This window comes from Enterovibrio calviensis DSM 14347, assembly GCF_000621165.1.
GTDB classification, from domain to species: domain Bacteria; phylum Pseudomonadota; class Gammaproteobacteria; order Enterobacterales; family Vibrionaceae; genus Enterovibrio; species Enterovibrio calviensis.
On record NZ_JHZA01000020.1, the window covers coordinates 1 to 20,518 of the forward strand.

Sequence of the window (20,518 nt, forward strand, 5' to 3'; positions counted from 1 at the left end):
AATAGCGGGGCTTTTTATCGTCTGTAGGTTTTGTAAGGACTCTCACGAGCCTTCGGCTTGAGTCCCGGACGTGCGCGTTCCTGGTGGCACACAAGCTTGAACAAGGCGCTCCCGCCGTTTCGCCATGTATTACCTCAGTTGAAAGGCTGGGGTATTTTGCTCTCTGCTCCCCATGAAAATACTGTGTTCTGGAGACGGGTTTCACTGGCCGTACGCATTGAGTCTATCAACTTCACCTGTTAAATGACGTCTCGCTATTCTTGGTGGGCTTTGGAATTGTATGTGGGTTAATGATACTTTCTGAATCTTGGTGTTTGGTCGAATTCGATGCTGATTGATCAGTGCTAGAACTCAAAGAAAAAGGGCCAGAGTGTTACTTGGGCCACTAATTTGCCTCTATTTCCGTGTGCTATGATGGCGAATTGAAAAGTCCGCCTTTGCGGCGTGAGGCTTTGCCTAGCCATTTATGCATATACTGGTGTCAACCCTTCATGTTCCCCATTCCTAACGTGCTAATAATTTGATTTATCCGGATGATACGACTAGAAGTTTATGTATGAATATTTATACATTTAGTGATCGATGTTGATTTATTGCATATTAAACGCTGTAAATATTCATTTGATAGATACGTGTTCTTACTATTAAGAATGAATTTTTATACCATCTCGGTATTATACATCCCGAATTTATTGGCTTGGAGGGTCATTGAATGAATGATTTGTCTGCGTTAGTTCAAATGACATTGTTGTGTACAGCAGTCGCTACGGCAGTCGCTGGCCCAGCATTGATTGGCTTGCTGGTTTTTAATAAGTACAAACAAAATCAAGCCGAAGAACAAGACATTGCGTAATTACTGACCACTTGGCGCTTACATTGGGATTAAACCCTAGCTATTTATCTTATTCTCGTTAAAATAGCGTTCATATAGGGGTGTAGCTCCAATTGGCAGAGCAGCGGATTCCAAATCCGCGTGTTGGGAGTTCGAATCTCTCCACCCCTGCCACATTTAAGGCTCTAGCAGAAATGCTGGAGCCTTTTTCGTTTTGTCCCTTTCCGAAGTGACGTTAGGAACTGCCAGCTCGGTTTAATCTCCGGAATGTCGACTCAGTCCTCTCCAGCCACATTCAAGACTCTAGACTGCGCGTCCCGGCAGAAATGCTGGAGCCTTTTTCGTTTTTGTCCCTTTCCGAAGTGACGTTAGGAACTGCCAGCTCGGTTTAATCTCCGGAATGTCGACTCAGCCCTCTCCTGCCACATTTAAGACTCTAGACTGCGCGTTCCGGCAGAAATGCTGGCGCTTTCGTTTCTGTCGCTTTTTCAGCGAGATCCTTTTCATATCCAGATCCAGCCATCGCACTTAGCTTCTATAGGGCGTATCCTATTCGCACTTTTTTAATGACTAAAAATGGTTGATGCCATGAATCAAGCAGTTTTGCTTTTCTATATTGCCATTGGTGGTGCGACTGGTGCATGTTCCCGTTATCTCATCTCTGAGCTTTGCGCGATTTTATTAGGGCGTGGATTTCCTTACGGAACGTTGACCGTGAATGTTATTGGTTCATTGATAATGGGTGTTTTAGTGGCAGCATTGGAGCAAGAAGCGTTTGGTGCTGGCCCTTGGCGACACCTTATTGGTCTTGGTTTTCTTGGCGCTTTGACAACATTTTCAACATTCTCGATGGACAATGTTTTGCTTCTCCAGCAGGGAGAGTGGTTCAAAATGGGGCTCAACATTGTGTTGAATGTGGTGGTTTGTATTTTTGCTGCTTGGGCTGGTTTTCAGCTTTTTATGCGCAGCTAGTCACAAACTCTGCGGTTGAGATGCTCGATTTGATTCCATATACTGCTAGCTGATACTTGTCGGAGTGCCATTTGGCTGAGACCGCGAAAGCGGGATCCGTTGAACCTGATCAGGCTAATACCTGCGAAGGAAACAAGAGAAGCAAACATCAATGCCATAGGTATATCTATTTTTTGGATAGGTGTATTTTTGAGCAATCAAACTCTTGCAGAGCCAATCCGGCAAGCATTTATTCCCACAATATTTGGAGTAATGCTATGTCGAGTCGTAAACAATCTAGAAATGATGCAAAAACCTTTATCGACAACTTGTCGGTACAGCCTTTCCCTAATTCTCAGAAAATCCATGTAGAAGGCTCACGTCCTGATATTCGCGTTGGTATGCGCGAAATCTCTTTGGCGCCAAGCCTTATCGGTGGAGACAAGAAGAACCCTCAGTTTGAAGATAACGAAGCTGTTCGAGTCTATGATACTTCTGGTGTTTATACCGACCCGAGTTATGACATCGATATCTACTCTGGTTTACCGAAACTTCGCGAGCGCTGGATTGAAGAGCGTTCAGACACGGAGTTGCTCGATAATGTCACGTCAGAGTTTGCCCAAACCCGTTTAGATGATGACACCTTAGATGAGCTGCGCTTTGGCCAATTACCGAGCGTACGTCGTGCCAAAAATGGTCACTGCGTTACACAGCTTCACTATGCGCGCCAAGGAATCATCACGCCTGAGATGGAATACATTGCGATACGCGAGAATATGGGTAACCCGACTTATTCTGATGAACAGTTAAACCGCCAACATCCAGGTCAAAACTTCGGTGCAAACTTACCCAAAGAAATCACGCCAGAGTTTGTTCGTAAAGAAGTCGCGGAAGGTCGCGCGATTATTCCTTCAAATATCAACCACCCAGAGTCAGAACCGATGATCATTGGCCGAAACTTTTTGGTGAAGGTGAATGCTAATATCGGTAACTCCTCGGTGAGCTCTTCTATTGAAGAAGAAACGGAGAAGCTGGTGTGGTCGACGCGTTGGGGCGGCGATACTGTGATGGATCTCTCTACTGGCCGAAATATTCACGAAACTCGCGAGTGGATTTTACGTAATAGCCCAGTGCCTATTGGTACGGTGCCAATGTACCAAGCGTTGGAAAAGGTCAATGGTGTTGCTGAAGATCTGACGTGGGAAGTAATGAGAGACACGCTCATTGAGCAAGCTGAGCAAGGCGTTGATTACTTCACTATCCACGCGGGCGTGCTACTGCGCTATGTTCCTATGACCGCCAAGCGTGTTACTGGCATCGTATCTCGTGGTGGTTCTATCATCGCGAAGTGGTGTCTTGCTCATCATACCGAAAGCTTCCTTTACACACACTTCCGCGAAATCTGCGAAATCTGTGCGCAATATGATGTCGCCCTATCGCTTGGTGATGGGTTGCGCCCAGGCTCGATCGCAGATGCAAATGACGAAGCGCAATTTTCTGAACTTCGCACTTTGGGAGAGCTGACCAAGGTAGCTTGGGAATACGATGTTCAGGTCATGATTGAAGGACCGGGACATGTGCCGATGCACATGATCAAAGAAAACATGGATGAGCAGCTTGAGCATTGCCATGAAGCGCCATTCTACACACTTGGCCCTCTCACCACAGATATCGCTCCGGGTTACGATCACATCACCTCTGGTATAGGTGCCGCCATGATTGGCTGGTTTGGCTGTGCAATGCTTTGCTATGTGACCCCAAAAGAGCACCTTGGTTTGCCTAACAAAGATGACGTTAAAGTGGGTCTTATCACCTACAAGCTATGCGCACATGCTGCAGACTTAGCAAAAGGCCATCCGGGCGCTCAAGTGCGTGACAATGCACTGTCGAAAGCTCGCTTCGAGTTCCGCTGGGAAGATCAGTTTAATCTCGCACTCGACCCAGATACCGCTCGCGCATACCACGATGAAACGCTTCCTCAAGAATCAGGGAAAGTTGCGCATTTTTGTTCCATGTGCGGTCCTAAATTCTGCTCAATGAAGATCAGCCAGGAAGTGAGAGAATATGCAAAGAATCTAGACTTTGATGGCGCGATTGAAGTGAAAATGCTGGACGATCCGCTAGAAGGAATGAAGCAAAAGTCAGCGGAGTTCTTAGCCAAGGGTAGCGAACTTTACCATCAAAAAGCGTAGGAGGAGCGATGAGTACTCCTACCTTGTTGAAGAGTTTATCTTTCGCAAGGATGAATGAGGGCATCGGCCCTCTTTATCCTGTCGTTGATGATATTGCGCTGCTCAAGCGACTATTGGCGTTTGGTGTGCGTACCGTCCAGCTTCGTGTGAAAGATGCAAATCACCCTAACCTAAGCACCATGATTGAAGAGGCTGCGAAGTGCGGTAAGTTGTGCAATGCGCAGGTATTTATCAATGATCATTGGGAAAAAGCACTTGCTGCAGGTGCCTATGGTATTCACCTTGGCCAAGACGACCTTCTTTCTGCGGATCTTGATGCCATCGCTAAAGCTGGGGTAAGGCTTGGTGTGTCAACGCGAACGGCAGATGAGCTGGACGTAGCGATGTCACTGACTCCTAGCTATCTTGCGATCGGACACATCTTTCCAACACCGACTAAGCAAATGCCAACACCGCCTCAAGGTGTGAATCAGTTAAAAGCACATCTACAAACGGTCGGCGGTCGATTTCCGACGGTCGCGATTGGCGGGATAGACCTCTCGGTAGCTTCCGATGTTTGGCGCTCTGGGGTTGATGCCATTGCAGTGGTTCGTGCGGTTACCCAATCGAATGATTTAGCGGCGACACTGCAGGCGTTTGCGGAAGTGCTTACAGAGGATGCGAGAAATGAACGCACTGCCTTTGTCTGATCAAGCGTTTGATCGATATAGCCGTCAAATCATGCTTCCTGATTGGGGGGAGCATGCTCAAAGCCAGCTGACCAATGCCAAGGTGTTGGTGATTGGCTGCGGTGGATTAGGCACGGCTGCAAGCCTTTATCTTGCGGGGGCTGGTATTGGGCAACTTGCGCTGGCTGACGACGATAAAGTGGAGCGCTCAAACCTTCCTCGCCAGATAGCCTATCGGGACACGGATATTGGTGCAGGAAAAGCTAAGGCGCTCGCGACACAATTGATGGCATTCAATCCTCTTGTTACATGTCGAGCCGTTGAACGCCGCTTGTCAGGCAAGGTACTGACACTGGAAGTTTCTCTGGCCGATATTGTGCTCGATTGCAGTGACAACATGGAAACACGTCAAGCCGTCAACCAAGCCTGTGTAGCATCAAAAACGCCGCTTATTGCTGGCGCTGCCATTGGCTGGAGTGGGCAGTTGATGGTGTTTGATTTTGCTGATAATGCGACGCCTTGTTACCACTGCTTGTTCCCTGAAACCAGTGATGCGCCGGCGAGTAATTGCCAGAGTGCTGGGGTTGTCGGGCCGGTGGTAGGAATGATGGGTAATCTTCAAGCGCTTGAAACGTTGAAATACATCACCCAGTCAGAAAAACCGTTAACGCGGTTCTACCAATTTGATGGCAAGTCTTTGTCACTGCGTGCAATGACAATCCCGAGTGAAACTGCATGTTTGGTTTGCCAGCCTCAACATCAGGAGGTCTCTCGTGGAAATTTTGTTGAATGACAATACATACACGATCAAACACGCCTCGCATCTTAAGGCGCTTGTCGCAGAGCTTGAGTTGCCAGAGCAGTCAGTAGCGGTGGCGATTGAGGGTGACATCATCCCTCGTCATCAATGGCAACAGACGCCTTTGGTTGAAGGTATTCAGATTGCAGTGTTTCAGGCGATTGCCGGAGGATAATGATGTTAACTATTGCTGATAAAGTCTTTTCATCGCGTCTTTTTACCGGAACGGGGAAGTTTTCCGGAACCTCTGTCATGGTGAAGAGTATTGAAGAAAGTGGTTCTGAACTCGTCACCATGGCACTGAAGCGTGTTGATATCACCAATCGTGATGACGATATCCTTGCGCCTCTTATTGCGTCTGGTATCCATTTGTTACCCAATACATCGGGAGCCAAAACAGCGAAAGAGGCAGTTTTTGCCGCGCGCCTAGCTCGTGAAGCTCTTGGTACGCATTGGCTCAAGCTTGAAATTCATCCTGATCCAAAATACTTGATGCCCGATCCCATCGAAACGCTAAAAGCTGCGGAGCAATTAGTGCAAGAAGGCTTTGTTGTTTTGCCTTATTGTCATGCTGACCCTGTGCTGTGTAAGCGGTTAGAGGAAGTGGGTTGTGCCGCCGTCATGCCACTAGGTGCGCCGATCGGGAGTAACAAGGGGTTAGTGTCGGGTGAGTTCCTCGATATCATCATTGATCAAGCGCGAGTGCCTGTCGTGGTTGATGCCGGAATAGGGGCGCCGTCTCATGCTGCATTCGCCATGGAAAAAGGGGCGGATGCCGTACTGGTGAATACGGCAATCGCCGCCGCCGCAGATCCGGTTGCCATGGCGCGTGCATTCAAACTCGCTGTAGAAAGTGGGCGAATGGCGTATGAAGCAGGATTGGCTGGCAAGGTGCAGCACGCTGTTGCGTCTAGCCCTTTGACCGCTTTTCTTGATGAACTGGCGTGATGTTCAGGAGGATCTATGAGCTTTTCTGAGCATTGGGAAGCATTAAGCTGGGATGACATTCGACTTTCCATCTACAGCAAAACCGCGAACGATGTCAGTCGGGCGTTGGCGAAGCCAAAACGCGACCTTGAAGACTTTAAAGCGTTGATATCCCCTGCAGCTGAACCCTTTCTCGAGCAAATGGCGCAACAAGCGGCGGCGGTAACACGACGTCGTTTTGGCTATACCGTCAATTTCTATGTGCCCTTGTACCTATCCAATCTATGCGCCAATGCATGCACCTACTGCGGTTTTTCAATGGAAAACCGTATTAAACGCAAAACCTTATCGATGACTGAGGTTGAACGAGAGTGTGATGCGATCAAAGCCATGAACTTCGACAGTATTCTTCTTGTCACGGGTGAGCACCAAACCAAAGTCGGCATGGATTATTTTCGCGAAGCGGTCCCTGCTATTAAGCGGCATTTTAGCTATTTGGCGATGGAAGTTCAGCCGATGGAAGAAAATGAGTATGCCGAGTTACGTGGTATTGGGTTGGATGCGGTGATGGTGTACCAAGAGACGTATAACCGCGCAACGTATGGCGAGCATCATCTTCGTGGGAATAAAACGGACTTTGCCTATCGGCTTGATACGCCAGATAGACTGGCACGAGCGGGTATCGATAAAATCGGCATTGGTGCGTTGATTGGATTGGATGAGTGGCGCACAGACTGTTTCTTCGTCGCCAATCATCTCGATTACTTAGAGCGTACCTATTGGCGTAGTCGTTATTCGATATCGTTTCCGCGTTTGCGTCCGTGCGAGGGGGCTGTCCAACCTAAGTCGGTGATGACAGACCGACAATTGGTGCAGCTCATTTGTGCCTATCGCTTACTCAACCCTGAAGTGGAGCTTTCGTTATCGACTCGAGAATCTCCAGCTTTTCGTGACAAAGTGCTGCCATTGGGTATTACCTCGATGTCAGCGGCATCGAAAACGCAACCGGGAGGGTATGCAGATAATGAACCCGAACTTGAGCAGTTTGCGGTATCTGACGAACGCAGCGCTCAAGAGGTAGCTATCGCAGTCAAACGCGCGGGTTTTGAGGTGGTGTGGAAAGATTGGGAGCAAAGTTATTCTGGCTGATATTCAATGTCACTTTAGACGCGGGATTTGTTGCTCAGATTCGCTTTAAAGGCCGAGGTGGGATCAATGATTTTTATAACGCCGAGCGTTGTGAACAGTTAACCACAAACTAATAGAATGCCCACCTGTATACAGGTGGGCATTTTTTCTTATCGAGACAACGTCGCCGTGGCTTGTTCTAGCCAGTTTAAGTCACTGCCTTCCAAGCTAGGGCTAACGTCAGCCCACACTTTCTGGTGGTAATCGTTCCACCATGCGATCTCGCTGTCAGTCAGCAAAGATACGTCAACCAAACGGCGATCGATGGGAGCGCGAGTGAGTGATTCGAAACCAAGCATGGTCATGTCGCCTTGCGTTGGTACTTCTACGACTAATTCCAAGTTTTCGATGCGAATACCGAATGCATCAGCACGGTAGTAGCCCGGTTCATTCGATAGCACCATGCCAGGCAGTAACGCGACTGTATTTGGCGCTTTAGCGATGCGTTGAGGACCTTCGTGAACACTCAGGAAGTGACCAACACCGTGTCCTGTGCCATGGTCGTAGTCAAATCCATGCGCCCACAGATATTGGCGAGCCAGTGCATCCAATTGGCTGCCTGCTGTTCCTTTTGGGAAACGTGCCGTGGTGAGCGCAATGTGACCTTTCAGAACCAGCGTGAAGGCTTGCTTCACATCGTCGGCACATTCACCGATAGCAATAGTTCGCGTGATGTCTGTGGTGCCATCAGGATATTGACCGCCTGAATCCACCAGATACACGTTGTTGAGTTCTAATTCGCCTGGCTCAGGTTGATTGAGGTGGTTGTAGTGGCACATCGCCGCGTTGCCGCCTGCCGCTGAGATCGTGTCGAAGCTTAGATCGGCCAGCGTCTCATCGAGTTCACGGAACTGATACAGCTTGTCAGACAGTTCGGCTTCGTTAGGGAGGATGTTGGCATTAACTTGCGAATCCAACCAAGCGAGGAAACGACTCACTGCCACGCCATCTCGAACATGGCTGGCTTTCATGCCCGCGATTTCTACTGCGTTCTTAGCCGCTTTTGGCAACATGCACGGATCGGCGGCATGCACGATACACGCGCCATTGTTGGCAAGAACTTCACTCGCCCATGCATTGCTGGTTTGCGGGTCGACCAAGACGGTTTTTCCGTCAAAGCCAGACAAAGATGACGCCAATGCATCAGGCGATTCAATAGTCACGCCTGCGCCGACGTGCGCCGCGAACGACTCTGGTAGGCGACTTGGATCGATAAACAACGTGACATTACCGTTGGCTTCAACGATGGCCGTAGAGAGTAATACAGGAAGACGAGACACATCGCCGCCACGGATGTTCAACAACCAACAAATGCTATCTAGCTGACTAAGCAATGCCGCATCCGCGCCAGTTTGTGTGAGAGCGTGAGCGATGTTTGCACGTTTTTCGGCACTGCTTTGACCGACAATATCATTGCCCATCAAGCGCGCTTGGGTAAGCAAGGGCTCAGGGCGATCATGCCACAGCGTATCAATGGGATTGCTGTCGATGGTGATAAGGTTAATCTTTCCGTCGACCGCTTGCTTCGCGTTGGCTAACCAGTTTGCACTATGAAGACGCGCATCAATGGCGACCTTGCTGCCTTGTGGCAGGTTTGAGAGTAACCATTGCAATGCTGGCTCTTCAATCAAATGACGGTATTCAAAAATGTCACCCGGAACTTGTTTGCGCACCTGAACGGTGTAGCGTCCATCAACAAACATGGCCGCGCTATCGCGAGTGATGACGGCAGCACCTGCCGAGCCTGTGAAACCGGTGGCCCAGTGAAGACGTTCGTTATGGGCAGGAATGTATTCTCCAAGAAATTCGTCTTCATGTGGAATAACTAGCGCATCCAGTGCTTGTTCTTCCAGCCAGCGTCGTAATGCGTCGACACGTTCAGCGTAATTGGCGTGCATTTTTCGTCCTATTTTTATCTGTTCTCATTGATCGTATTGTTCAAAAAGCAATGGGGTGTTTACCTAAACAACCTGAGTCTATGTGTCACCCTAAGCATCTAACCTACTTGTTTTCCTCGGTCGCTGCAATTTCTGTCATATGCCTACAACGCGATATTATTAGCTGCCTAAGCCAACGATGACCAGGGTCTGATTCCTGACTTTGATGCCAAAACAACGTATATGCCATGGGTGGCAATGGCTCGGGTAATGCTGTCACTACGAGATCTAACTGCTTGGCCGCGGCATGGGCAAAGTGAGACGGCGCGGTAAACACCAAATCGGTGTGGGTACATAGACTGGCCGCACTATTGAAGTCAGGAACATACATCGCAATATCTCGCTCAAGTCCACGTTCTGCCAATTTATAGTCAAGTAACCAGCGATCGCTGCCATCACAACGAACTTGTATATGTCGTTGCTTGAGATAGGCGTCCATATTCCAAGGTCTAGACAGCAAGGGGTGGTCTTTACGCACAATCACCTTTTGATGATCTTGATAAAGCTCTTCATACACAATGCCCTTTGGGGGCATCAGGGTGAGCATGGCGTCGGCAGGGTTTAAATCTTTGCCAGTAATGCCAAAATCCACATCTCCTCGCGCCATCGCATCAAACGTGCCAGCGCCCCATGCTTCTGTATCCAGCGTGATCGAAGGGGCGGCGTCCAGTATTTCTCCTAAAAATCGCGGCAGTAAAAGCGGATAGGCACTTTCAACCAATGCGAAGTGAAAACGACGGTCACTGGTCGCAGGGTTGAAGGCGTCAGACAAAGTTAGCCCTTCGATATGACTTAGCAGCGTTTTTAGGCCGGGTTTCAGCGATAGTGCTTTTGCTGTGGGGTGCAAGCCTCTGGATGTGCGATTAAACAGCGGGTCGTTAAATTGCTCTCGTAACTTTGACAGGTTCTTGCTGACCGCCGATTGACTGAGGTTCAGGCGTTGAGCTGCCCGAGTGACATGGCATTCTTCGAGCAAAACATAGAGACAGATCAGTAGATTGAGATCATGCCTGAGCAGTCGGTTTAAATTCATTTGTGATATTCCATAGGGGAATGTTTAATCTGCCAATATGCCATTTTTATTCATATCAAAACAAGACTACACTGCGCGGTAATTTATCAGGAGTCCTTTATGTCCATCCCTTCTTCAAAACCTGATAGTCGCTTGGTCGCTTTGATGGTACTGCTTGTACTGTTTAGCCCACTGGCTATTGATATCTATTTGCCTGCTATGCCAATCATGGCGGCAGAATTTGACGTTGTTCCTACACGAATTCAAGACACCATTTCTTGGTTCATGGTTAGCCTAGGGATGGGGCAGTTGTTAGCAGGCCCATTGGCCGATCGCTTTGGACGTCGTCCCGTCGCCCTAGTTGGTATCAGCATTTATACCGTAAGTTCAGCTATGGCTTGGGTGGCATCCTCGTTGGATGCCTTATTAATCGCCCGATTACTGCAAGGCCTTGGAGCCTGTGCAACCTCGGTTTGTGCATTTGCAGCGGTACGCGATAGCTTTGGTGGTAAACGAAGTGGGCAAATGATCAGCTACCTCAACGGGGCTATTTGTTTCATTCCCGCGCTCGCGCCTTTGTTGGGCAGCTGGCTAACGGCACAATTTGGTTGGCGTTCAAACTTCAGCTTCATGATGGGTTATGCCATCGTTGCTTTGGTATTGGTGTTCACCCTGTTTCGTGAAACACGCCCTGCTGATACGGACTCTAGCGGTGCATTGTTGAGCCCTTCTCGCTACTGGCAAGTATTGAAAGAGCCAGTGTTTATCTTCCATGCTGTGCTTTGCATGTTAGCGATGGCAGTTATCTTGGCTTATGTGACGTCTGCGCCCGTGCGATTGATTAACGGGCTGGGTTTATCCATGTCGCAATTTACGGGTTGGTTTGCCGTGAATGCCGCACTCAATATTTTTGCCTCCATGACAACGCCAAAAGTGATGGATAAAGTGGGTAGCCGTAAAACGCTCAACGCTGGCTTGATGATCTTAGTGTTTGCGGGTGTCGTGATGGGCGTGTTGAGCGGTACGCAAACGGCATGGGCATTCATGGTGCCTGTCTTTATGTCATCGTTTGGCTTTGCTTGGGTGCTTGGGTCTTCAGCGGGCAAAGCGCTAGAGCCTTTTGGTCAACGCGCAGGAACCGCTGCGGCTCTGCTAGGTTTATTCCAAATGAGTGGTGCAGGTGTATTGGTAAGCTTGACGCAACGCGCCGGTCTTTCTGAACCGCATCTATTGGTATTCCATATGCTGCTAGTGGTGCCGGGTCTCGCACTGCTTTGGTCTGCGGCCGGTAAGCGCTGGCATACCGCTGAGTGTTAAAAAATCCATAAAAATAATAAGACGCGAAAAGCGCGAGGTCTCGACAACCTAACTTGTACATTGGTGGCTTTCTGGGGCCTCTGTCCCTGATTGACACCGTACAAATGGATCATTATTTGCCCGCTAGAAATTTTCTGCGGGCATTTTTTTGTTGCTTATTGTTCAAAGGGAGTATATTTAGTGTGCGAACACCTCATTTCTTTCCCTAATAATAAAACCATAGGCTGTAAATATATGTCGATGTCGACGATTGAATTTGCTCGTCACTTGGAGATGCTTGACGAATCTCCAGAAAAAATGATGTTTGGTAAACTTCTCACTGAATTAAGCGGCATGAGCGAAGAGCGTGTTCAACGTGCTGCTCGCCAAGTGCCAATCAGTGGATTGCGTGAATTGGTACATCAATTCAATAAAGTTATTGAAGACCGTCGCGGAGAGCGTGTGCAAGAACTTGCACAAGCAATAGCAGATGATGGCATTTCAGTGGAAGAGCTGCGCCAATATTTAACGCAGCGTAACGCCTAACCGATTTTAATCACACCTTCGTTTTTCGTTGCTGGATAGCTAATCCTGCAATAATCATAACCAAGCCGATCAAGGTTGTTGGGTGGATTTGCTCGCCTATAATATTGGCAAGCAATATCAATGAAATAAATGGCGAAATAAATATAAGGTTACTGATTTTGGCGGTATTGGTGGCGAGCTTCATGGCTTTTAGCCAAAGAACGAAAGTGATCCCCATTTCAAACAGGCCGACGTAGCTTACTGCTAGCCAGCCTTGCCATGGAATCCCACTCCAATCGCTAGAATATAAACTTAGGCCGATTGAAAACGGTAAAGACAGAATAAAACCAAGCAAGAGCCCAATCACGGGGTCAGCTTGGTTTTTTGCATTTAAAATCCAATACCCCGCCCACAACAGCGTTGAAAGCAGCGCTAATCCGACGCCTAATGGGCTATCAAAGCTCAAATCTAAAATATTACCTTTAGTGGCAATGACAACCACACCGGCATAACCCAATGCTGCTGCAATCCAATCTTGTTGACGAATTTTCTGCCCCAAAAAGACAGCCGCCATGAGCGTAAGTGTGATCGCCCAACTGTAGTTGAGAGGTTGAGCCAGGGAAGCGGGCAATAGGTCGTAGGCTTTGAAGAGCACCAGATAATAGATAAAGGGGTTAATTAGCCCAAGCATCAAATAATAAAGCGGACGACGCGAAAACGTTGATGCCAACTGGTTCAGTGTGCCTTGCCATGCAGCCACTGCGGCAAGGGAAAGCGTGGAAACCACACTGGCAGCCGCCAGCATTTGGATCGGGTCCATATAAGTGAGTGTAATTTTAAAGGCCGTCGCGACGGTTGACCAAAGCAACACCGCAGCCAATCCGTAGCCAATCGCAAGGCGATCATTCATGAGAAATGCTTACTTGATAAGAAGGAAAACAGCAGTCTAGAGCAGTTCCCTTCAAACAGAAAGGCTGGACATTTATCCAGTGTCTTATTAGCCTTCAAGACAGGCAATAATCACAATTCAAAAGGTTAAGGGCATGCAGATCGAAAGCCTATTTTCAGATGGCATGATATGGCTGGTGGCTGGGATCAGCGCTGGGCTGACATTGATAGCATGTGTCACTTATCAGCGCATGGCGCAACGTAGTTTGCGCGAGCTTCATATTCAGCAGCGAGAGGCGGATGAAAAACTGCATTTGACGGCAGTTGAACATTTGCAGGCTGAGAACCGTACCCTTCAAGAAGAGTTAGACGGCTTAGATCTGGAACGCGACCGGCTCAGTGGTGAGCTGCGCTTGCAGTACGGACGATTATCAGCCGCGGCAGAAAAGTTGCGCCAAATGGAAGCACTACGCCTAGAAAAAACGCAACTAGCAGAAACCGTTGATGCACTTCGTGAGCGAAAAGCAGCACTTGAACTCGCATTGAATGAGCAGCAAACCCGAACGGAAGAGCAGCTAGAATCGGCAGATGCCAAAATTCGCCTGCTTGAAGGAGCGGAAGAGCGTCTTCGTGTGCAGTTTGAAAGCTTGGCAAACAAGGTGTTCGATCATAAAGCCCGCACGGTTGATGAGCAGAACCGTCAGAGTTTAGATTCGTTGCTTGGGCCGCTAAAAAATCAGCTAGAAGGCTTTCACAAACAAGTGACCGACAGTTTTGGTGAGCAAGCCAAAGAAAGGCACACGCTGATCCACGAAATCAAAAGCCTGCAAAAGCTTAATGAAGACATGACTCGAGAAGCGGTCAACCTGACACAAGCGTTAAAAGGCGACAACAAGCAGCAAGGCAATTGGGGTGAAGTGGTGCTTGCGCGAGTGTTGGAAGAATCCGGTTTGCGTGAAGGGTATGAATATCAAACTCAAGTAAGTTTGGAAAATGAGCTGGGTAAGCGCTATCAGCCCGATGTGATTGTTCGCTTGCCACAAGAAAAAGACGTGGTCGTGGACGCTAAGATGGCCTTGATCGCGTATGAGCGATATTTCCATGCAGAATCGATTGCTGATAGAGACAGCGCACTGCGAGAGCATGTGGCGGCTATTCGCGCACATATCCGTGGATTAGGGCGTAAGGACTATCATCAGTTGCATGGCATTCAGAGCCTCGACTATGTGCTGATGTTTATTCCGATTGAACCTGCTTTCCAAATTGCGCTTGAAGCCGAGCCTTCGCTTATCCGTGAAGCGCTTGATCACAACATCATGTTGGTGAGCCCAACCACCTTGCTAGTGGCACTAAGAACCATCAATAACCTATGGCGTTATGAGCATCAGAATCAAAACGCTCGCCTGATTGCAGATAGAGCGGGCAAGCTGTACGACAAGATCCGATTGTTTGTCGCAGACGTGGAGCAGTTGGGTGCAGCACTCGATAAAGCAGGCGATAGTTATCACAGCGCATTGAATAAGCTCTCGACGGGGCGCGGTAATATCTTGCGTCAAGTAGAAGGATTTAAGTCTCTTGGGGTGGAAGTGAAGCGAGATATCAGCCCTGCGATGTTGAAAAGAGACACCTCGGACGATTCAGAAACGCATGACGAAAATGCGGCCTTGCGTACGTCCAGTGAATAACCAGACAGACAGTTGGCACACTAAGCACATTGAACTCACTGTGAGTTAACTAAGATATAACCACTAAATGTCGATATCACACCGATCTACGCGTCTTGTGGTTGTTTGAGTATGTAAAGTACACTAAGCGCAAAAATATCGGGCACTTCTTATTCCGAGCCCGGTGTTACTCAGGGGTTAATAATGACAGATTTGACACAGGGCGTGACGCAGGACGCAGAGCAAAATACCACTCACTTTGGTTTTAAAACGATCTCCAAAGATGAAAAAGTAGGTATGGTTGCGAACGTCTTCCACAATGTGGCCGCGAAATACGACATCATGAACGATGTGATGTCCATGGGTATTCACCGAATTTGGAAACGCTTTACGATTGATTGCAGCGGTGTACGCCCGGGTCATCGTGTGTTGGATTTGGCTGGTGGTACGGGCGATCTAACTGCTAAGTTTTCTCGCATCGTGGGTGAAAAAGGCCAAGTCACGTTGGCAGACATTAACAACTCAATGCTTAATGTCGGTCGTGACAAACTGCGCGACATGGGCATAGTCGGTAACGTTAACTATGTTCAGGCCAATGCAGAAGAGCTGCCATTTCCCGATGATCACTTTGATTGCATCACCATTGGTTTCGGTCTGCGTAATGTGACGGACAAAGACAAAGCGCTTCGTTCGATGTATCGCGTACTTAAACCCGGCGGTCGTCTGCTGGTGTTGGAGTTTTCTAAGCCTATCGTTGAGCCGTTATCAAAAGTGTACGACGCCTACTCGTTCCACCTATTACCAAAAATGGGTGAGCTGATTGCGAATGATGGGGAAAGCTACCGCTACTTGGCAGAATCTATCCGTATGCACCCTGATCAGGAAACCCTGAAAGGCATGATGGAAGAGGCGGGTTTCGAACAAACCAAATACTTCAATCTGACCGGTGGCATTGTTGCCCTGCACCGTGGTTATAAATTCTAAGGTGCCGCTATGCCTCTTGACCCATTAGTCACCGCAGTGGTTGAAACCAGCCTAAACACCTTGATTCGTCAGGATGCTGAAAGTCAGCGTCGTTTGTCGCGATTAAAAGGCAAAGTGCTGCGCGTCAGCCTCACCGATATCAACAAGCAATTGGTGTTTGTCTTTAGTCAGCAACTTGATGTGTTGGCTAATTATGAAGGCCAAGCCGATTGCGACTTGGCGCTAGCGATTTCCGTTGCCCCACAACTGAAAGACAAAGCCAACCTGACGCAACTGATTAAGCAAGACAAACTGCACCTTGAGGGAGATATCGATGTCGCCCAGCAGTTTTCGAATCTGCTTAATGGCTTAAACCTCGATATTGCCGAGTGGTTATCACACTATACGGGTGATGTGGTCGCACACACAGTGGTGCGAGGTGCCAAACAGGGATTTGCATTGCTTAAATCCGTTGGTGAGCGTAACCAGCGTTATGCTGCCGAATTAGTGGTAGAAGAGTGGCGATTGGCCCCCGGTGCACTTGAAGTGGCGTATTTCGCCGATCAGGTTGATGACGTGCAAAGCCAAGCATCAAGACTTCAAGCACGTCTCGATGCCTTTGAGAAAAAACTTGCCGTGATCACTAAGGTGGAAAACGCATGACGCCAAGCGAAATTCGCCGCCTGTATAAAATCACCCAAGTCCAATTGCGTTATGGCCTTGATGAGTTGCTCCCTAGGCAGCCCATCACGCGTGGCCCTCACATGATGCGAAAATTGCTGTTTTGGATGAAGAACGAACATCCAGACATGGCGGTCGGCGAGCGTTTGCGATTGGCGCTGCAAGCGCTTGGGCCAGTGTGGATCAAGTTCGGTCAAATGATGTCGACACGACGTGATTTGTTCCCGCATGCGATTGCCGATCAGCTCGCGCTGTTGCAAGATCAGGTTGCCCCGTTTGACGGTAAGCTGGCGAAAGCCCAAATGGAAGCAGCACTGGGTGGTCCACTAGAAACTTGGTTTGATGACTTTGACGAAACGCCGCTAGCTTCTGCGTCCATTGCACAAGTGCATACCGCGACATTGAAAGAAAATGGCCGCGAGGTCGTTTTGAAAGTCATTCGCCCTGATATCCTTCCGGTTATCCAAGCAGATATCAAACTCATGTACCGTATGGCGAGAATCGTTGCTCGCTTCTTGCCTGAAGCGCGTCGATTGAAACCTGTCGAAGTGGTACGCGAGTACGAAAAGACCTTGCTGGATGAGCTCGATCTGATGCGTGAAGCCGCGAACGCGATTCAATTGCGCCGCAACTTCGAAAACGATCATATTCTGTATGTGCCTGAAACCTTTAGCGACTATTGCCGCACCAACTTGATGGTGTCCGAGCGTATATACGGTATTCAAGTCTCCGATCTGGAAGGGCTCGAAGCCAACGGCACTGATCTAAAACTGCTGGCAGAGCGCGGTGTTCAAGTCTTCTTTACCCAAGTCTTTCGTGACAGCTTTTTCCACGCAGACATGCACCCAGGCAATGTGTTCGTTTCTTATGAGCACCCAGAAGACCCTCAATGGATTGGCTTGGATTGCGGTATCGTCGGTACGCTGAATCGAGAAGATAAGCGCTACTTAGCGGAAAACTTCCTCGCATTCTTTAATCGTGATTATCGCAAAGTCGCCGAACTTCATGTGGATTCCGGCTGGGTTCCGCATGACACTAACGTTGATGAGTTTGAATTTGCTATTCGCACTGTGTGTGAGCCAATTTTTGAAAAGCCGCTTTGTGAAATTTCATTTGGTCACGTGCTGTTGAATCTCTTTAATACGGCGCGTCGCTTTAATATGGAAGTGCAGCCTCAGCTTGTTCTTCTGCAAAAGACCTTGTTGTACGTAGAAGGGCTAGGTAGACAGCTTTATCCACAGCTCGATCTTTGGGACACCGCAAAGCCATTTCTTGAGCAGTGGATGTCACGTCAGCTTGGTCCACAAGCGGTCATTAATGCCATCAAAGAAAAAGCGCCATTTTGGGCTGAAAAGCTGCCAGAGTTACCTGAATTGGTGTATGACAGTTTGCGTCAGGGCCGTCAGGTGAATCAACGTCTGGACACCATGTATCAAGAGTTTATGCAATCACGCAAACAGCATAACCGCGCGAGATTTTTATTGGGCGTCGGGGCAACGCTGCTGGTGACTTCTGCCATACTCTACAGTAATCAGGTGGAGGATTTGCCAATATTGGCGGGCTCTGCCGCCGCATGTAGTTGGCTGCTTGCATGGCGAGCATTTAATAAATGAATATCAATTCAAGTTATTCTCGCTGAAAGCGAAAAATTGAGGTAGCTTGAACATATCATATGAGTTGTAACATTGTGCGAGTAGACTCGCGTTACATCGCTTATTCACCATATAACACTGAGGTAGTACTAGATGGGTGGTATTAGTATTTGGCAATTGCTTATCGTTGCCGTCATCGTAATCCTTCTTTTTGGCACCAAGAAACTGCGTAACATTGGCGGTGACTTGGGGTCAGCAGTTAAAGGCTTCAAAAAAGCCATGACTGACGACGAGAAGAAAGACGCTGATTTCGTCCAAGAAAAACTGGAAGAGAAAGACAGCACGGCACAAAAAAGCGAAGCGAAAGACAAAGAGCAGGCATAATCCGTGTTTGATATCGGTTTTTGGGAGCTGATCCTGATCGCAGTTGTAGGTCTGGTGGTTCTCGGCCCTGAACGTTTACCTGTGGCTATTCGTAATGTGTCTCGCTGGGTTGGTGCGGCACGACGTATGGCTGGTTCTGTGAGAGATGAGCTCGAACAAGAGCTAAAAATCCAAGAACTACAGGATAATCTGAAAAAAGCCGAGCAGATGGGAATGCAAAACCTATCGCCTGACTTACAGCAGTCTGTTGATGAGCTAAAAAAAGCAGCTGAAGATGTTCAACGCCCTTACGCCAGTAAGAGTGAAAACACTGATGTTGCCAGCGCTTCTAGCCCGACTAAAGATAAAACCGAATAGCGGTTTTTGTTAGGGCCCCAGTTTTTGTCGAGAAACTATGTCAACTGTTGAAGATACTCAACCGCTTATTAGCCACCTAGTTGAACTGAGAGACCGACTACTACGCGCCTTATTGGCTGTGCTGGTGGTGTTTCTTGGATTGGTGTATTTCGCGAACGATATTTATACCTTCGTTTCCGCGCCCTTGGTTGATCGCCTCCCCGAAGGCACCAGTATGATTGCGACAGATGTGGCTTCGCCCTTCTTTACGCCAATCAAACTGACCCTTGTTGTGTCGGTGTTCATTGCTGTACCCATGATTTTGTATCAAATCTGGGCCTTTGTGGCGCCGGGATTGTACAAGCATGAAAAACGCCTAGTGATGCCATTGCTGGCATCAAGCTCGTTGCTGTTTTATTGCGGCGTCGCGTTTGCTTATTTCGTTGTGTTCCCGTTGGTCTTCGGCTTCTTTACGTCCATCGCACCAATCGATGTCGAGATAGCAACAGACATCGCGAGCTACCTCGATTTTATCTTGGCGCTGTTCATGGCATTTGGTATCGCGTTTGAAATCCCCGTCGCGATTATTCTGCTGGTGTGGACGGGGGCGGTAGACCCTGATGATTTACGCCAAAAGCGTCCCTACATTATTGTAGCGGCGTTTGTCGTAGGCATGTTCCTGACGCCACCTGACATCATTTCGCAAACACTGTTGGCGATTCCTATGTGTCTGTTGTTTGAAGTGGGACTTTTCTTCTCTCGCTTCTACAAGCGACCTGACGAGGAAAGCCGCGACGAAAATGAAGAGCACAGTCAGGGATAATACCTGCCAGTGTGAATGAGAATTAAGCCAGTGATACACTGGCTTTTTTTATGCCATTAACGGATTGAAGGAAAGACTGTGATTGATATTGGTGTAAACCTCGCCAGCAGCCGATTTGATAAAGACCGAGATGAGGTTGTTGCCCGTGCACAGCTTGCCGGCGTCAGCGCCATGTTGCTGACAGGCACCGATCTTGAAACCAGCCCTCAAGCCGCCTTGTTGGCTGCGCAGTATCCTGATTTTGCTTACTCGACCGCTGGCGTTCATCCGCATGATGCCAAATCGGTAGACGACTTATCACTGCCAACAATCCGCGAATTAGCGGTTCAACCGCAAGTGGTGGCGATTGGTGAGTGTGGTCTGGATTTCAATCGAGACTTCTCACCGCGCCCTCAGCAAGAAGCTGTGTTTGACGCCCATCTTCGCCTTGCGGCGGAACTGGACATGCCCGTGTTTTTGCATTGTCGCGACGCCCACGAACGCTTTATGGCGATATTGACCCCATGGTTACCAAAATTGCCGGGAGCGGTGTTGCACTGTTTTACTGGGTCAGAAGACGAGCTTCGAGAGTGCTTGGATGCTGGGCTTCATATTGGGATAACCGGTTGGGTGTGTGATGAAAGGCGTGGTGAAGCGCTACGAGAGATAGTGCCGCTGATACCGGATGATAGGCTGATGATTGAAACGGATGCACCTTATTTGTTGCCTCGTGATTTGAAACCGAAACCTAAATCAAGTCGTAACGAGCCGTGCTACTTACCGCACATTGCCAACACCATCGCTGTATTGCGTGAACAAGACGCCGAGCTGGTGATCTCACAAAGTGTCGAGAACACCCGTCGCTTATTTAAACTCTAAAC

General features: G+C 48.6%; 21 protein-coding genes, 1 tRNA gene and 1 riboswitch. Of the genes, 19 read left to right on the forward strand and 3 right to left on the reverse strand.

Annotated elements, in window-relative coordinates; translation table 11 throughout:
- The first annotated feature begins 712 nt into the window (after positions 1 to 712).
- The 9 genes from Q365_RS27015 (at position 713) to thiH (ending at position 7,518) form a co-directional block, all read left to right on the forward strand.
- Positions 713 to 853, forward strand: a complete 141-nt coding sequence (locus tag Q365_RS27015; RefSeq protein WP_169737857.1) for a hypothetical protein — start codon at positions 713 to 715, stop codon at positions 851 to 853.
- 76 nt (positions 854 to 929) lie between these two features.
- Positions 930 to 1,006, forward strand: a tRNA-Trp gene (locus tag Q365_RS0115645).
- Positions 1,007 to 1,420: 414 nt separating this feature from the next.
- On the forward strand, positions 1,421 to 1,804 hold the full coding sequence (crcB, locus tag Q365_RS0115650; RefSeq protein WP_028024230.1) for a fluoride efflux transporter CrcB: 384 nt from the start codon (positions 1,421 to 1,423) through the stop codon (positions 1,802 to 1,804).
- A 50-nt stretch (positions 1,805 to 1,854) separates the two neighbouring features.
- Positions 1,855 to 1,953: riboswitch (TPP riboswitch) on the forward strand.
- A 108-nt stretch (positions 1,954 to 2,061) separates the two neighbouring features.
- Positions 2,062 to 3,975, forward strand: coding sequence for a phosphomethylpyrimidine synthase ThiC (gene thiC / locus Q365_RS0115655; RefSeq protein WP_028024231.1), 1,914 nt, complete (start codon positions 2,062 to 2,064; stop codon positions 3,973 to 3,975).
- An 8-nt stretch (positions 3,976 to 3,983) separates the two neighbouring features.
- Complete coding sequence (thiE, locus tag Q365_RS0115660) at positions 3,984 to 4,664, forward strand: thiamine phosphate synthase (RefSeq protein WP_028024232.1); 681 nt, start codon at positions 3,984 to 3,986, stop codon at positions 4,662 to 4,664.
- Positions 4,642 to 5,436: a HesA/MoeB/ThiF family protein gene (locus tag Q365_RS0115665; RefSeq protein ID WP_028024233.1), complete on the forward strand. Its 795-nt coding sequence runs from the start codon at positions 4,642 to 4,644 to the stop codon at positions 5,434 to 5,436. The genes thiE and Q365_RS0115665 overlap by 23 nt, the downstream gene beginning before the upstream one ends.
- The gene (thiS, locus tag Q365_RS0115670) at positions 5,417 to 5,617 is read left to right on the forward strand and encodes a sulfur carrier protein ThiS (protein ID WP_028024234.1); all 201 of its coding nucleotides are present in this window, start codon (positions 5,417 to 5,419) and stop codon (positions 5,615 to 5,617) included. Before Q365_RS0115665 ends, thiS begins: the two co-directional genes overlap by 20 nt.
- 2 nt (positions 5,618 to 5,619) lie before the next feature.
- Entirely contained in the window at positions 5,620 to 6,390 is a 771-nt protein-coding gene (locus Q365_RS0115675) for a thiazole synthase (RefSeq protein WP_028024235.1), read from the forward strand.
- A 15-nt stretch (positions 6,391 to 6,405) separates the two neighbouring features.
- Entirely contained in the window at positions 6,406 to 7,518 is a 1,113-nt protein-coding gene (gene thiH, locus Q365_RS0115680) for a 2-iminoacetate synthase ThiH (RefSeq protein WP_028024236.1), read from the forward strand.
- A 149-nt stretch (positions 7,519 to 7,667) separates the two neighbouring features.
- Here thiH and Q365_RS0115685 read toward each other — a convergent pair whose 3' ends face one another.
- Positions 7,668 to 9,455 (reverse strand): aminopeptidase P family protein, encoded by a 1,788-nt coding sequence (locus Q365_RS0115685; RefSeq protein WP_028024237.1) that lies wholly within the window; start codon positions 9,453 to 9,455, stop codon positions 7,668 to 7,670.
- A gap of 103 nt (positions 9,456 to 9,558) precedes the next feature.
- On the reverse strand, positions 9,559 to 10,527 hold the full coding sequence (locus tag Q365_RS0115690; RefSeq protein WP_028024238.1) for a LysR family transcriptional regulator: 969 nt from the start codon (positions 10,525 to 10,527) through the stop codon (positions 9,559 to 9,561).
- A 99-nt stretch (positions 10,528 to 10,626) separates the two neighbouring features.
- Here Q365_RS0115690 and Q365_RS0115695 point away from each other — a divergent pair, with 99 nt between their 5' ends.
- Both Q365_RS0115695 and tsrA read left to right on the forward strand, forming a co-directional pair.
- Positions 10,627 to 11,823 (forward strand): multidrug effflux MFS transporter, encoded by a 1,197-nt coding sequence (locus Q365_RS0115695; RefSeq protein ID WP_028024239.1) that lies wholly within the window; start codon positions 10,627 to 10,629, stop codon positions 11,821 to 11,823.
- Positions 11,824 to 12,057: 234 nt separating this feature from the next.
- Positions 12,058 to 12,348, forward strand: a complete 291-nt coding sequence (gene tsrA / locus Q365_RS0115700; protein WP_028024240.1) for an H-NS-like global regulator TsrA — start codon at positions 12,058 to 12,060, stop codon at positions 12,346 to 12,348.
- Positions 12,349 to 12,358: 10 nt separating this feature from the next.
- Here tsrA and Q365_RS0115705 read toward each other — a convergent pair whose 3' ends face one another.
- A complete protein-coding gene (locus Q365_RS0115705; RefSeq protein WP_028024241.1) occupies positions 12,359 to 13,237 on the reverse strand; it encodes a DMT family transporter in 879 nt (292 codons plus the stop codon).
- Between the two features lie 133 nt (positions 13,238 to 13,370).
- Here Q365_RS0115705 and rmuC point away from each other — a divergent pair, with 133 nt between their 5' ends.
- The 8 genes from rmuC to tatD all read left to right on the forward strand — a co-directional run bounded on the left by rmuC (position 13,371) and on the right by tatD (position 20,516).
- On the forward strand, positions 13,371 to 14,900 hold the full coding sequence (rmuC, locus tag Q365_RS25815; protein WP_035025173.1) for a DNA recombination protein RmuC: 1,530 nt from the start codon (positions 13,371 to 13,373) through the stop codon (positions 14,898 to 14,900).
- A gap of 183 nt (positions 14,901 to 15,083) precedes the next feature.
- Complete coding sequence (gene ubiE / locus Q365_RS0115715; RefSeq protein ID WP_028024242.1) at positions 15,084 to 15,863, forward strand: bifunctional demethylmenaquinone methyltransferase/2-methoxy-6-polyprenyl-1,4-benzoquinol methylase UbiE; 780 nt, start codon at positions 15,084 to 15,086, stop codon at positions 15,861 to 15,863.
- 9 nt (positions 15,864 to 15,872) lie between these two features.
- On the forward strand, positions 15,873 to 16,505 hold the full coding sequence (locus tag Q365_RS0115720) for a ubiquinone biosynthesis accessory factor UbiJ (protein ID WP_028024243.1): 633 nt from the start codon (positions 15,873 to 15,875) through the stop codon (positions 16,503 to 16,505).
- Entirely contained in the window at positions 16,502 to 18,136 is a 1,635-nt protein-coding gene (gene ubiB, locus Q365_RS0115725) for a ubiquinone biosynthesis regulatory protein kinase UbiB (protein WP_028024244.1), read from the forward strand. The genes Q365_RS0115720 and ubiB overlap by 4 nt, the downstream gene beginning before the upstream one ends.
- A gap of 132 nt (positions 18,137 to 18,268) precedes the next feature.
- Positions 18,269 to 18,499 (forward strand): Sec-independent protein translocase subunit TatA, encoded by a 231-nt coding sequence (gene tatA, locus Q365_RS0115730; RefSeq protein WP_016959503.1) that lies wholly within the window; start codon positions 18,269 to 18,271, stop codon positions 18,497 to 18,499.
- Positions 18,500 to 18,502: 3 nt separating this feature from the next.
- Positions 18,503 to 18,856, forward strand: a complete 354-nt coding sequence (gene tatB, locus Q365_RS0115735; RefSeq protein ID WP_028024245.1) for a Sec-independent protein translocase protein TatB — start codon at positions 18,503 to 18,505, stop codon at positions 18,854 to 18,856.
- A 37-nt stretch (positions 18,857 to 18,893) separates the two neighbouring features.
- Positions 18,894 to 19,658, forward strand: a complete 765-nt coding sequence (gene tatC, locus Q365_RS0115740) for a Sec-independent protein translocase subunit TatC (protein WP_028024246.1) — start codon at positions 18,894 to 18,896, stop codon at positions 19,656 to 19,658.
- Positions 19,659 to 19,736: 78 nt separating this feature from the next.
- On the forward strand, positions 19,737 to 20,516 hold the full coding sequence (gene tatD / locus Q365_RS0115745; RefSeq protein ID WP_028024247.1) for a 3'-5' ssDNA/RNA exonuclease TatD: 780 nt from the start codon (positions 19,737 to 19,739) through the stop codon (positions 20,514 to 20,516).
- The last annotated feature ends 2 nt before the right edge of the window (positions 20,517 to 20,518 follow it).

Bases quoted from the DNA above. Each gene is read 5' to 3' on its own strand.
- Q365_RS0115695 (WP_028024239.1), top strand. From the start codon at position 10,627: ATGTCCATCCCTTCTTCAAAACCTGATAGTCGCTTGGTCGCTTTGATG.
- thiH (WP_028024236.1), top strand. From the start codon at position 6,406: ATGAGCTTTTCTGAGCATTGGGAAGCATTAAGCTGGGATGACATTCGA.
- thiE (WP_028024232.1), top strand. From the start codon at position 3,984: ATGAGTACTCCTACCTTGTTGAAGAGTTTATCTTTCGCAAGGATGAAT.
- ubiE (WP_028024242.1), top strand. From the start codon at position 15,084: ATGACAGATTTGACACAGGGCGTGACGCAGGACGCAGAGCAAAATACC.
- Q365_RS0115720 (WP_028024243.1), top strand. From the start codon at position 15,873: ATGCCTCTTGACCCATTAGTCACCGCAGTGGTTGAAACCAGCCTAAAC.
- Q365_RS0115705 (WP_028024241.1), bottom strand. From the start codon at position 13,237: ATGAATGATCGCCTTGCGATTGGCTACGGATTGGCTGCGGTGTTGCTT.
- rmuC (WP_035025173.1), top strand. From the start codon at position 13,371: ATGCAGATCGAAAGCCTATTTTCAGATGGCATGATATGGCTGGTGGCT.
- tatC (WP_028024246.1), top strand. From the start codon at position 18,894: ATGTCAACTGTTGAAGATACTCAACCGCTTATTAGCCACCTAGTTGAA.
- thiC (WP_028024231.1), top strand. From the start codon at position 2,062: ATGTCGAGTCGTAAACAATCTAGAAATGATGCAAAAACCTTTATCGAC.
- ubiB (WP_028024244.1), top strand. From the start codon at position 16,502: ATGACGCCAAGCGAAATTCGCCGCCTGTATAAAATCACCCAAGTCCAA.
- tsrA (WP_028024240.1), top strand. From the start codon at position 12,058: ATGTCGATGTCGACGATTGAATTTGCTCGTCACTTGGAGATGCTTGAC.
- Q365_RS0115690 (WP_028024238.1), bottom strand. From the start codon at position 10,527: ATGAATTTAAACCGACTGCTCAGGCATGATCTCAATCTACTGATCTGT.
- tatA (WP_016959503.1), top strand. From the start codon at position 18,269: ATGGGTGGTATTAGTATTTGGCAATTGCTTATCGTTGCCGTCATCGTA.
- Q365_RS0115685 (WP_028024237.1), bottom strand. From the start codon at position 9,455: ATGCACGCCAATTACGCTGAACGTGTCGACGCATTACGACGCTGGCTG.
- crcB (WP_028024230.1), top strand. From the start codon at position 1,421: ATGAATCAAGCAGTTTTGCTTTTCTATATTGCCATTGGTGGTGCGACT.
- Q365_RS0115665 (WP_028024233.1), top strand. From the start codon at position 4,642: ATGAACGCACTGCCTTTGTCTGATCAAGCGTTTGATCGATATAGCCGT.
- Q365_RS0115675 (WP_028024235.1), top strand. From the start codon at position 5,620: ATGTTAACTATTGCTGATAAAGTCTTTTCATCGCGTCTTTTTACCGGA.
- Q365_RS27015 (WP_169737857.1), top strand. From the start codon at position 713: ATGAATGATTTGTCTGCGTTAGTTCAAATGACATTGTTGTGTACAGCA.